Origin of the sequence: Rhizobium sp. NXC14, from assembly GCF_002117485.1 — a bacterium.
Classification (GTDB): domain Bacteria; phylum Pseudomonadota; class Alphaproteobacteria; order Rhizobiales; family Rhizobiaceae; genus Rhizobium.
Genome location: NZ_CP021030.1, coordinates 1834690 through 1847563 on the forward strand (window position 1 = coordinate 1834690; position 12874 = coordinate 1847563).

Annotated in this window: 10 protein-coding genes; all 10 read left to right on the forward strand. The window is 62.3% G+C overall.

The annotated features are described in order from the left end of the window. The first annotated feature begins 21 nt into the window (after positions 1-21). The 10 genes from NXC14_RS08990 to NXC14_RS09035 all read left to right on the forward strand — a co-directional run bounded on the left by NXC14_RS08990 (position 22) and on the right by NXC14_RS09035 (position 12865). A complete protein-coding gene (locus tag NXC14_RS08990) occupies positions 22-1635 on the forward strand; it encodes an acyl CoA:acetate/3-ketoacid CoA transferase (protein WP_085777841.1) in 1614 nt (537 codons plus the stop codon). Further along, complete coding sequence (locus tag NXC14_RS08995; RefSeq protein WP_085777842.1) at positions 1628-2407, forward strand: enoyl-CoA hydratase/isomerase family protein; 780 nt, start codon at positions 1628-1630, stop codon at positions 2405-2407. The genes NXC14_RS08990 and NXC14_RS08995 overlap by 8 nt, the downstream gene beginning before the upstream one ends. Then, complete coding sequence (locus tag NXC14_RS09000; RefSeq protein ID WP_085777843.1) at positions 2407-3915, forward strand: aldehyde dehydrogenase family protein; 1509 nt, start codon at positions 2407-2409, stop codon at positions 3913-3915. The genes NXC14_RS08995 and NXC14_RS09000 overlap by 1 nt, the downstream gene beginning before the upstream one ends. A 98-nt stretch (positions 3916-4013) precedes the next feature. Next, complete coding sequence (locus tag NXC14_RS09005; RefSeq protein ID WP_085777844.1) at positions 4014-5276, forward strand: ABC transporter substrate-binding protein; 1263 nt, start codon at positions 4014-4016, stop codon at positions 5274-5276. Positions 5277-5423: 147 nt separating this feature from the next. Beyond that, positions 5424-6377, forward strand: coding sequence for a sugar ABC transporter permease (locus NXC14_RS09010; RefSeq protein ID WP_085777845.1), 954 nt, complete (start codon positions 5424-5426; stop codon positions 6375-6377). Beyond that, positions 6374-7345 (forward strand): carbohydrate ABC transporter permease, encoded by a 972-nt coding sequence (locus NXC14_RS09015; protein WP_085777846.1) that lies wholly within the window; start codon positions 6374-6376, stop codon positions 7343-7345. Before NXC14_RS09010 ends, NXC14_RS09015 begins: the two co-directional genes overlap by 4 nt. Before the next feature lie 3 nt (positions 7346-7348). Next, positions 7349-8464: an ABC transporter ATP-binding protein gene (locus tag NXC14_RS09020; protein WP_085777847.1), complete on the forward strand. Its 1116-nt coding sequence runs from the start codon at positions 7349-7351 to the stop codon at positions 8462-8464. 15 nt (positions 8465-8479) lie between these two features. Continuing rightward, on the forward strand, positions 8480-10018 hold the full coding sequence (locus tag NXC14_RS09025) for a GMC family oxidoreductase (protein ID WP_085777848.1): 1539 nt from the start codon (positions 8480-8482) through the stop codon (positions 10016-10018). 9 nt (positions 10019-10027) lie between these two features. Continuing rightward, entirely contained in the window at positions 10028-11683 is a 1656-nt protein-coding gene (locus NXC14_RS09030; protein WP_085777849.1) for a GMC family oxidoreductase N-terminal domain-containing protein, read from the forward strand. A 12-nt stretch (positions 11684-11695) separates the two neighbouring features. After that, positions 11696-12865: a Gfo/Idh/MocA family oxidoreductase gene (locus NXC14_RS09035; RefSeq protein WP_085777850.1), complete on the forward strand. Its 1170-nt coding sequence runs from the start codon at positions 11696-11698 to the stop codon at positions 12863-12865. Positions 12866-12874: the final 9 nt, after the last annotated feature.

Below are 12874 nucleotides of genomic sequence, written 5' to 3' on the forward strand. Positions count from 1 at the left end.
ACGGGGTTCGAAGTGACACACATGAAGAAGCATCTGAGACCAGCCGAAGCGGCGGCACTGATCCCGGACGGCGCCGTTGTCACAGTGTCGTCGTCGAGCGGTCTCGGCTGCCCCGACCTGATGCTGAAGGCGATCGGCGAGCGTTTCGATGCGACCGGCCATCCCCGTCACATTACAACCCTTCACCCGATTGCCGCAGGCGACATGAGTGGCATCAAGGGCGTCGACCATATCGCCAAGAAGGGACTGCTCAAATGCGTCATCGGCGGCTCTTACCCCTCCGGCCCGTCGACGGCCGAACCGCCGCTGATCTGGCAGATGATCACCAACAATGAGATTCCGGCCTATAACATTCCCTCCGGCATTCTCTTCGACATTCACCGCGAGGCCGCCGCCAAGCGGCCGGGCGTCTTGACCAAGGTCGGCATCGACACCTTCGTCGATCCGCTGCGGCAGGGATGCGCGATGAACGAACTGGCTTCGAACGATCCGGTGGTCAAGCGCGTCAGCTTCGAGGGCGACGATTGGCTGTTCTTTCCCTCGATCGTTCCTCAGGTCGCCATCATTCGCGCTACGACGGCCGACGAACGCGGCAACCTCACATATGAACATGAAGGCGCCTATCTCGGCGGTCTCGATCAGGCCCTTGCCGCCCGCAATAATGGCGGGATCGTCATCGCGCAGGTTAAGCGGATCACCAAGGAAGGCTCGCTGAAACCGCATGAGGTCCGTGTGCCGGGAATGCTGGTCGATTATGTCATCGTCGACCCCGATCAGAAGCAGACGACGCAGACCGGTTATGATCCCGCTATTTCGGGAGAGATCTTCCGCCCGCTCGATAGCTTCAGCGTTCCGGAGTTCAATGTTCAGAAAGTCATTGCGCGTCGCGTCGCGCAGGAACTTCAAGCGGGAAGCTGCGTCAATCTTGGCTTCGGCATCTCGGCCAATGTGCCGCGCATTCTGCTGGAGGAGGGGCTCCACGGCGCGGTCACCTGGGTCATCGAACAGGGCGCGGTCGGCGGCGTGCCGCTGCTCGACTTTGCCTTCGGCTGCGCCTCCAACGCCGATGCCTATATGCCGTCTCCCTATCAGTTCACCTATTTCCAAGGGGCAGGCTTCGATGCATCGCTGCTCTCCTTCCTCGAGATCGGCAGGGACGGTTCGGTCAATGTCTCCAAGCTCTCCTTCCGGCCGCATGTGACGGCGGGTGCCGGAGGCTTCGTCGACATCACGGCGCGGGCGAAGAAGATCGTCTTCTCCGGCATGTTCAACGCCGGTGCGAAGCTTTCGATCGCCGATGGAACTCTGCTCATCGAGAGGGAAGGCAAGCTGAAGAAGCTGGTGAACGAGGTCGAACACGTCACCTTCAGCGGCAGGCGGGCGATCGAGCAGCGGCAGGACATCACCTATGTCACCGAGCGGTGTGTGATGAAGCTGACGCCCGACGGCATCGTGTTGACCGAGATCGCTCCTGGGGTCGATCTGCAGGCTCATATCCTCGACCAGTCCGAGTTCCCGCTGATCGTCGCGCCTGATCTGAGGGCGATGGACGCCGCGCTCTTCGCGGAGGCAGCGATCGGCCTGTCGCTTCCCGCCAAAAGGGCACGGACGCTGGAGGGCAGCTTCCATGGCTAGCGGAACCGTCAGAATAGACATCGACGGACATGTTGCGACCTTGACGATTTCTCGTCCGGAGAAGCTGAACGCGCTCGATCTCGACATGCTGAAAGCTTTGGCGGAGGCCGCCGATGCGGTTGAGGCAAACGCCAATGTGCGCGCGGCCATTCTCACCGGCGAAGGAAAAGGCTTTTCCGCCGGCGGCGATATCAAGGCCTGGGGCGGAATGCTACCGCAGGAATTCGGTCATTCCTGGGTTCGCCACGGCCACCGTATCTTCGAAAGACTGGCGACGCTCAGGGTGCCGCTGGTCGCGGCCCTGAACGGCCATGCCCTCGGAGGCGGGCTTGAGCTTGCAGGTGTCGCCGACATTCGCCTCGCCGAGCAACACATCAAGATCGGCCTGCCGGAGACCGGCCTTGGAATGGTGCCGGGCTGGTCCGGGACCCAGCGTCTCGTGCGCCGCTTCGGCGCCCAGGCCGTCCGGCGCATGGCGCTCGGCGGCGAGATTTTTACCGCCGAGGAGGCGCGCCTGCTCGGAATCGTCGATGCGGTAGTTCCAACCGGAAAGGCGCTGGCCGCCGCCAGGGACTATGCTGAACGGATCGCCGCAAGGGGACCGGCGGCCATCGAGATCGCCAAGTTGATGATCGCATCGGCGAACGGCGAAGACAATGGAACCGCGGTCGAAGCCCTGGGCTCGATCCTCGCCGCCAAGACCGGCGATCTGAAGGAGGGCGTCGCATCATTCAGCGAGAAGCGCCCGGCAACGTTCAAGGGAGAATGGTAATGACGGTCCTGGTCAACCCCACCGCGCTGAGCGATCACAAAGCGCGCGATTTCCAGATGCTGATCGACGGCAGATGGGAGGCCGGCAGCGCCGATCCCATCGAGCGTATCGCGCCGAGCCACGGGGTCGTGGTCAGCCGCTTCCCCACAGGCAGCAAGACGGATGCCGAGCGCGCCATTGCTGCGGCACGCAAAGCATTCGATCTCGGGCCGTGGCCGCGGATGACCGCTTCCGAACGGTCCGCCATCCTGCTCAAGGCTGCCGATCTGATCGCGGCGCGGGCAGAGGAACTGGCGTTTCTCGATGCGATCGAGGCGGGGAAACCGATCACCCAGGTGCGGGGTGAAATTGCCGGTTCGATCGACATCTGGCGTTACGCGGCGGCGCTTGCGCGCGACCTTCACGGGGAAAGCTATAACACGCTCGGCGACGGTACGCTCGGCGTCGTGCTGCGCGAAGCGATCGGCGTGGTGTCGATCATCACGCCCTGGAATTTTCCGTTCCTCATCGTCGGTCAGAAGCTGCCTTTCGCCCTGGCAGCGGGCTGCACGACCGTCGTCAAGCCCTCGGAACTGACATCGGGATCGACGCTCGTGCTCGGAGAAATCCTGCAGGAAGCAGGTGTTCCGGATGCCGTCGTCAACATTGTCACCGGTACGGGACCTGAGGTCGGCTCGGTCATGACGTCGCATCCCAACGTGGATATGGTGTCCTTCACCGGCTCGACCGGAGTCGGCAAGTTGACGATGTCGAATGCGGCGCAGACGCTGAAGAAGGTCTCGTTGGAACTCGGCGGCAAGAACCCGCAGATCGTATTCCCGGACGCCGATCTCGATGCCTTCGTCGATGCCGCTGTCTTCGGAGCCTATTTCAATGCCGGCGAGTGCTGCAACGCCGGCTCGCGGCTGATCCTCCATAAATCAACCGCCTCCGACATCGTCAGGCGGATTGCCGAGCTGTCGAAGGGAGTGAGGGTCGGTGATCCCCTAGATCCCTCGACGCAGGTCGGCGCGATCATCACGCCGCAGCATCTGGAAAAGATCTCGGGATATGTCGCCGGTGCGAGGGGCAGCGGCGCTCGCGTCGCCCATGGCGGCGAGACACTCGATCTCGGCATGGGGCAGTTCATGTCGCCGACGATCCTCGAAGCGGTGACACCCGATATGGCGGTGGCGCGCGAGGAAGTCTTCGGCCCGGTCCTGTCGGTTCTGACGTTCGAGACGACTGCCGAAGCGATCCGGATTGCAAATTCGATCGACTACGGCCTGTCGGCTGGCGTCTGGAGCCGCGATTTCGACACCTGCCTGACGATCGGCCGGTCGGTGCGGGCGGGCACGGTCTGGATGAACACTTTCATGGACGGCGCCTCAGAGCTTCCCTTCGGCGGTTACAAGCAGAGCGGCCTCGGCCGCGAGCTCGGCCGCCATGCGGTCGAGGATTACACGGAGACCAAGACGCTGAACATGCATATCGGCAAGCGCACCAATTGGTGGATGCCGCGAAGCTAAGGCCGGCTTGGCCGGCAGCGAAGCTACGCCTGAGGAGGGCGGGTGATCGGATGCGGGAATGGTTCCGCATCCTCCAAACTGAACTGGGAGGTTCTTTGATGCGTAAGTTTCTGACAACGACTGCGGTGATCGCATTGGCTCTGGCCGGCGCCGGCGTGCCCGCCCGCGCTGCCGACGTGAAGGAAGTGCAGATGCTGCACTGGTGGACGTCTGGCGGCGAGGCGGCCGCGTTGAACGTCCTGAAGGAGGATCTGTCGAAGGAAGGTTTTGCCTGGAAGGACGTTCCGGTTGCCGGCGGCGGTGGTGATGCGGCGATGACGGCGCTGAAGGCGATGGTGGCGGCCGGCACTTATCCGACGGCCTCGCAGATGCTGGGCTATACCGTGCTCGATTACGCGCAGGCCGGCGTCATGGGCGACCTGACGGAGACGGCCAAGAAGGAAGGCTGGGACAAGTCGGTGCCGGCCGCACTTCAGAAGTTCTCCGTCTATGACGGCAAGTGGGTCGCAGCCCCGGTCAATGTGCACTCGGTCAACTGGCTGTGGATCAACAAGGCCGTGATGGACAAGATCGGCGGCACCCAGCCGAAGACCTTCGACGATCTGATCGCCCTGCTCGACAAGGCCAAGGCCGCAGGCGTCATCCCGTTGGCGCTCGGCGGCCAGAACTGGCAGGAAGCGACGATGTTCGATTCCATCGTGCTGTCGACCGGCGGACCGGAGTTCTACAAGAAGGCCTTCAACGACCTCGACGAGGAATCGCTGAAGTCGGACACGATGAAGAAGTCCTTCGACAACCTCGCCAAGATCGTCAAATACGTCGATCCGAACTTCTCCGGCCGCGACTGGAACCTGGCGACCGCCATGGTCATCAAGGGCGACGCGCTGGTGCAGGTGATGGGCGACTGGGCCAAGGGCGAATTCGTCGCCGCCAAGAAGACGCCGGATAAAGACTTCCTCTGCTACCGCTTCCCCGGCACCGAAGGCAGCGTCATCTACAACTCCGACATGTTCGGCATGTTCAACGTTCCCGAGGACCGCAAGGCGGCCCAGGTGGCGCTGGCGACCGCAACGCTGTCGAAGAGCTTCCAGTCGGCCTTCAATGTCGTCAAGGGTTCGGTCCCGGCCCGCACCGACGTACCCGACACCGACTTCGACGCCTGCGGCAAGAAGGGCATCGCCGACCTGAAGGCGGCCAACGAGGGCGGCACGCTGTTCGGTTCGCTGGCCCAAGGTTATGGCGCGCCTCCGGCGATCGCCAATGCCTATAAGGACGTCGTCTCGAAGTTCGTCCATGGCCAGATCAAGAGCTCGGACGAAGCCGTCACCCAGCTCGTCCAGGCGATCGACGACGCCCGCTGAGACGAGGCCGATGACAAGGCTTCCCCGCGTCTTCGCGGGGAAGCTTCAGTCCCCTGACGGATATGCGGGGGCGATCATGCGGGGACAGGCATGCTGGCCAGCCCCATGACGACATGCATGACGACATGCAGCGAGGAGATGCATTCCATGAGCACAGTTGCCACCACCGATCCGGTTCTGACGCCGGGGCAGGCGAGCGGGATCTCGCTTCGAAGCCGGCTGCAGGATGCGCTGCCGAAGATCGTGCTGGCGCCGAGCTTCGTCATCACGCTGATCTTCGTCTACGGCTTCATCGTCTGGACGGCCTATCTCTCCTTCACCAATTCCAAGACCTTCCCCTCCTATCAGCTGACCGGCGCGCGCGCCTATCAGCGGCTGTGGCGCTGGACCTTCGAGAGCGACCCGCCGTCCTCCTGGTACACATCGATCACCAACATGGCGATCTTCGGCTTCCTCTATGTCGGCATCTGTCTGGCGCTCGGCCTGCTGCTCGCCATCCTGCTCGACCAGAAGATCCGCGGCGAGGGGTTGCTCAGGCCGATCTTCCTCTATCCGATGGCGCTTTCCTTCATCGTCACCGGGGTGGCCTGGAAGTGGTTCCTCGATCCCGGCCTCGGGCTGGAGCAGACCCTGCATCACTTCGGCTGGACGAGCTTCCACTTCGACTGGATCAAGAACAAGGACTTCGTCATCTATACCGTCGTCATCGCCGGTGTCTGGCAGGCGTCGGGCTTCGTCATGGCGATGTTTTTGGCCGGGCTTCGCGGCATCGACGGCGAGATCATGAAGGCGGCTGAGATCGATGGCGCCTCGCCTTTCCAGCTCTATCGGCGCATCATCATCCCGCTCTTGCGGCCGATCTTCCTGTCGGCCTTCATCGTGCTCGCGCATATGGCGATCAAATCCTACGACCTGGTGGTGGCGCTGACCTCAGGGGGGCCTGGCGGCTCGGCCTGGCTGCCGTCGAACTTCATGTATGAATACACCTTCAAGCGCAACGAGATGGCCGTCGGCTCGGCGAGCGCCATCATCATGCTGATGACGATCTCGGCGATCATCGTTCCCTATCTCTATTCCGAACTGAAGGAGAAGGCCCGATGAGCGGCGTCACCTCTGCCCTCGGCACGTCATCATCGGCAACGGCAGCCGAAGCAGCGGAGCGCGGCAACAGCGCCCGCTTTATCGGCCGCATCGTCATCTACGGCCTGCTGGTGATCTTCGCCATCCTCTATCTGATGCCGCTCTTCGTCATGCTGGTGACCTCGTTCAAGACGATGGACGAGATCCAGAACGGCAACATGCTGGCGCTGCCTGAGGCGCCGACCTTCGATCCCTGGGTCAAGGCCTGGGGCGAGGCCTGCGTCGGGCTGACCTGCGCCGGCATCAAGGGCTACTTCTGGAACTCGATCAAGATGGTGGTGCCGGCGGTCGTGATCTCCACCTTCTTCGGGGCGCTGAACGGCTATGTCCTGACCAAATGGCGTTTTCCCGGCCACACGCTGGTGTTCGGGCTGATGCTGTTTGCCTGCTTCATCCCGTTCCAATCGGTGCTGCTGCCGATGGCGACCATTCTCGGCTCGCTCGGCCGCTTCGGGGTGACGCTGCAGAACGCCACCGGCTGGAACTTCGGCTTCGGCAATTCGACGGTCAATCTGGTCTTCGTCCATGTCGTCTACGGCCTCGGCTTCACGACGTTGTTCTTCCGCAATTTCTACGAGGCGTTTCCGACCGAACTGGTCAGGGCCGCCCAGGTCGATGGCGCCAGCTTCTTCCAGATCTTCCGCCGCATCATGCTGCCGAACTCGCTGCCGATCATCGTTGTCACGGTCATCTACCAGTTCACCAACATCTGGAACGACTTCCTGTTTGCCTCGGCCTATGCCGGCACCGGCGATTCCATGCCGATGACGGTGGCGCTCAACAATGTCGTCAACACCTCGACCGGGGTGGTCGAATACAATGTCAACATGGCGGCGGCGATGATCGCGGCCGTTCCGACGCTCATCGTCTATATCCTCGCCGGCCGCTACTTCGTGCGTGGCCTGATGGCGGGCGCAGTCAAAGGGTAACCCATGGCTTTCCTGGAAATCTCCGGTCTCAGAAAGCGCTTCGGCGCCGTCGACATCCTCAAGGGTATCGATCTCGAACTCGAAAAGGGCGGCTTTCTCGTGCTGGTCGGCCCGTCCGGCTGCGGCAAGTCGACCCTGCTCAACACCATTGCCGGGCTGGAGACGATCACGTCAGGCGATATCCGCATCGACGGACGCGCCGTCAACGGCCTGCATCCCTCCAAGCGCGACATCGCCATGGTGTTCCAGTCCTATGCGCTCTATCCGAACATGACGGTGGCGGGCAACATCGCCTTCGGCATGGAGATGCGCGGCGTGCCGCAGGAGGAGCGCAAGCAGGCGATCGACAAGGTCGCCAAGGTGCTGCAGATCGGCCATCTGCTCGACCGCAAGCCGAGCCAGCTGTCGGGCGGCCAGCGCCAGCGCGTCGCCATGGGCCGGGCGCTGGTGCGCGATCCCAAGCTCTTCCTGTTCGACGAGCCGCTCTCCAACCTCGACGCGAAACTCCGCGTCGACATGCGCATCGAGATCAAGCGGCTGCATCAGGCGACCGCCAAGACCATCGTCTATGTCACCCACGACCAGATCGAGGCGATGACGCTCGCCACCCGCATCGCCGTGATGAAGGACGGCATCGTCCAGCAGTTCGGCACGCCGGCGGAGATCTACAACAATCCCGCCAACATGTTCGTCGCCGACTTCATGGGCTCGCCGGCGATGAACCTGGTGAAGGCCTCGGTCGAGAACGGCGCCGGCGGCCTTGCGGTCTCGCTCGAACGGCCGAACGCCGCCCCGCTGAGGCTTCCCGTCACGATGACCGGCAACGGCCTTTCCTCCTATGCCGGCCGGCAGGTGATCTTCGGCATCCGCCCGGAGGCGTTGACCGACCCCGACGGCGCCGACCGCAATGCCCGCTCGCTCACCGAAGGCGACTGCCTGATCGAGGTTGTCGAACCGGCCGGCTCCGACACCTTCGCCGTCACCAAGCTCGGCGGCAAGGAAGTCGTCGCGCGCCTGCGCGCCGATGCCGGCATCGCGCCCGGCCAACACACGCGCCTCGCCTTCAATCTCGACAAGGTTGTGTTCTTCGATCCGGAAACGCAGGCGCGGATCGCGTGATCACCAGGTGTTGACATGAGCGGTTCACCAGACATCGTCATCATCGGCTCGGGCGTCGGCGGCGCCACCGTCGCTGCCGGCCTGGCTGTATCAGGTGCGCAGATATTGGTCCTCGAAGCCGGCGATCATATTGCTGATCTTCCCGTCAATCGCGACCAGCGCGCCATCTTCCAGCGTGGCCACTTCCGGCCGAATGAGACGTGGTACGAGGCGAACGGCAGGGGCTTCAACCCCGGCAACTATTACAATGTCGGCGGCAACTCGAAATTCTACGGCGCCGTCCTGTCACGCTACCGCAAAGAGGATTTCGACGTCATTGAACATCGGGAAGGCGTGTCGCCGGCGTGGCCCTTTCCCTATGAAGAGCTGGAGCCCTGGTATTCGAAGGCGGAGCTGATGTATCAGGTTCGCGGCAGTCTTGGCGAAGATCCGACCGAACCGCATCACTCGGTTGCCTACGAATTCCCGCCCGTGCCCGATGAGGCGCCGGTCGCCGACGTCAGGGCACGCCTCAAGGCGAAAGGCCTGCATCCGTTTTCGCTGCCGCTCGGCCTGGATCTCGATGCCTGGCTCTCCAAGGCACGCACGCCCTGGGATGCGCATCCGAATTCGCGGGACGGCAAGATGGATGCCGAGACCGCAGCGCTCGCGGTGGCGCTGAAACACGAGAACGTGCGGCTTGAGACCAATGCACGGGTGATACGGCTCGACACGGGGGCGGGGAGCCGGATCGACCGGATCACCTATGTCAAGGACGGACAGACGCTGACCGTCTCGCCCAGGATCGTCATTCTTTCCGCCGGTGCGGTCCAGTCATCCGTGCTTTTGCTCCGTTCGAAGAACGACCGCTTCCCGAAGGGGCTCGCCAACTCTTCCGATCAGGTGGGCCGCAACTTCATGAACCACAACGCCTCGGCCGTGATAGCGCTCTCGCCGCGCTTCAGGAACACCGCCGTCTACCAGAAGACCTTCGCCTTCAACGACTTCTATCTCTCGGACGGGGAGGGCGGACCGCCGCTCGGCAATGTGCAGTTGCTGGGGCGTATTTCCGAAAAGGTCCTCAAAGGCTCTCTGCCGCAGGCGCCGGAATGGCTTCTGCGTTTCATGACGGACCATGCCATCGACTTCTATGCGATGAGCGAGGACGTTCCGAATCCCGAAAGCCGCGTGATGGTCGACGGTGATCGGATCATCCTTAAATGGCAGAGGACCAACTGGGACGCGCATCTTGCGCTCGTCGCCAAGCTGAAGGCGATCCTGCGGTCGATCGGTTTTCCGATCGTGCTATCCAGACCCTTCGACAAACGCACGCCGTCCCATCAGTGCGGAACGATCCGCATCGGAAACGACCCGGCAACAGCGCCACTGGATCCATACTGCCGGTCCTACGATCACGGCAATCTTTTCGTCGTCGACGCCGGTTTTCTCCCCACATCGGCTGCGGTCAATCCCGCGCTCACCGTCGCCAGTCAAGCGCTCAGAGTTGCCCATCACATCGCATCGACGGATTTGCAGACACAGGCAGATCCATTAATGCGCGCCGGCTTCAAATAGGACAGTAAAATGGGATTCGATTATATCATCACCGGTGCCGGTCCTGCGGGCTGCGTTCTTGCAAGCCGCCTCAGCGAAGATCCCGATGTAAAGGTACTGCTGCTGGAGGCGGGCGGAGGCGACTGGAATCCTCTTTTCCACATGCCCGCCGGCTTCGCCAAGATGACCAAGGGCGTCGCCAGCTGGGGATGGGAAACCGTTCCCCAAAAGCACATGAAGGACAGAGTACTTCGCTATACCCAGGCAAAGATCATCGGCGGCGGCTCGTCGATCAATGCGCAGCTCTACACCCGCGGAAACGCAGCTGATTATGATCTCTGGGCCAGTGAAGACGGTTGCGAGGGTTGGGACTACCGTTCGATCCTGCCCTATTTCAAACGTGCCGAGGACAATCAACGTTTCGCCGACGACTACCACGCCTATGGCGGTCCGCTGGGTGTCTCCATGCCGGCTGCACCGTTACCGATCTGCGACGCCTATATTCGCGCGGGGCAGGAGCTCGGCATACCCTATAATCACGACTTCAACGGCCGCCAGCAGGCCGGCGTCGGATTTTATCAGCTCACCCAGCGCAACCGCCGCCGGTCATCGGCATCGTTTGCCTATCTCTCGCCAATCAAAAACCGAAAGAATCTGATGATCCGGACGGGCGCGCGCGTCGTCCGCATCATGCTGGAGGCGGGCCGCGCGGTCGGCGTCGAGATCGCGACCGGACACGGTCTGGAGGTCGTGCGGGCTGAACGCGAAGTCCTCGTCTCGTCAGGCGCGATCGGATCGCCGAAGCTCCTGTTGCAGTCCGGGATAGGGCCGGCCGACCATTTGACCTCGGTTGGCGTCAGGCCCCTCCACGATCTGCCCGGCGTCGGCGGCAATCTTCAGGACCATCTCGATCTCTTCGTTATCGCCGAATGCACCGGCAATCACACCTATGACGGCGTCGCGAAGCTCCACCGGACACTGTGGGCCGGAATTCAATATGTTCTCTTCCGCACCGGTCCGGTCGCCTCGTCACTGTTCGAGACCGGCGGCTTCTGGTATGCCGATCCCGACGCACGGTCTCCCGATATTCAGTTCCACCTCGGCCTCGGTTCTGGCATCGAAGCAGGCGTCGAGCGGCTCAAGAACGCCGGGGTCACGCTCAACTCGGCCTATCTGCATCCGCGCTCGCGAGGGACGGTGCGTCTCTCATCCGCCGATCCGGGTGCGGCTCCCTTGATCGATCCCAACTACTGGTCCGATCCTCACGATAGGAAGATGTCGCTGGAGGGGCTCAAGATCGCCCGCGAAATCATGCAGCAGGCGGCGCTGAAACCCTATGTCATGGCCGAAAGGCTTCCCGGGCCGAAGGTCGTGACCGACGAGCAGCTTTTCGACTATGGCTGCGCCAATGCCAAGACCGACCATCATCCGGTGGGCACCTGCAAGATGGGAACCGGGTCCGACGCGGTTGTCGGGCTCGATCTCAAGGTGCACGGCCTGGAAGGCCTGAGGGTCTGCGATTCCTCCGTCATGCCGCGCGTGCCGTCATGCAACACCAACGCGCCGACGATCATGGTCGGCGAAAAAGGATCGGACCTCATCCGGGGCCTGCCTGCGCTGCCGTCGGCGATCTTCGCCCATGAGCGCAATGATACGAGGCCGCGGGCCCGCGCCGAGATCCGCTAAGGAGTAACGACGATGTCTGAAGTGAAAGTTGCAGTGCTTGGCGCCTCGGGCTGGATGGGAAAGGTCCACACGATGGCCTATCAAACCTTTCAGCACTTCTTCGGCGTGTCGGGCGGAACGGCGCGGATCGTGGCGCTTGTCGACAGCAACCCTGACGTAGCGCAGGATATCGGCAACAGGGCGCCGGGGGCCAGGATCTACCAGGATTGGAAGCTGGCGGTCACCGATCCCGAAGTCGATCTGATCGATATCTGTCTGCCCGACCATCTTCACTATCCGGTGGCCAAGGCCGCGCTGCTGGCCGGCAAACATGTCTATTGCGAGAAGCCGCTGGCAAACACCGCCGATGAAGCGCGGGAGCTGGCCGAGATCGCTAAAGAGAAGGGGGGCATTACACGTGTCGGACACGCGTTTCCCCGAAACCCCGTTCATGATTTGGCGAAAGAGATCATCGAATCCGGTGAAATCGGCGAGATAAAGCTGTTTCGCGGCTGCCAGCATGTCGACATGTATGGGGATCCCACAGCGCCCTACATGTGGCGTGCCGATGGCAAGCTCGCGCCGACCGGGATCGTCGGCGACACCGGTTCGCACATCTTCAGCTTCATGGATTTCCTCGTTGGCCGCGTCAGCTCCCTGATCGCCGACAATCTCATCGTCACCCCGCGCCGGCCGATCGTCGAGGGGCTTGCCTATGGGGAGCAGGTGAAACTTTCAGGCAACGAGGCCTGGGCCGATATCACCAATCCCGACGCGACGAACCTGCTGTGCCGGTTCGAAAACGGCGCCGCCGGCATCGTCGACTTCAGCCGCGTCGCCACCGGCCGCAAATTCATGCAGACCTATGAAATCTACGGAACGAAGGGCAGCATCGCCTATACCTATGACGAGATTAACCGGCTGCGTTTTTACTCCAACGACGACAGCACGGGACGCCGGGGCTTTCGCGAGATCGACGTCGGTCCTGAGAACCCCACCTTCAGGGCCTTCCTTCCGCTGCCGAATTTCGGCATTGGCTACAATGAAAGCAAGATCATCGAGGTGGCGGAGGTGATCCGATCGATTGTCGCAAACAAACCGATGTGGCCGACATTCGATACCGGCTACCATATCTGCCAGATCGTCGACGCATGCATGGAGTCCTCCCGGCAGCGACGCTGGGTGGATATCCCGCTCAATTGATTGTGGCGA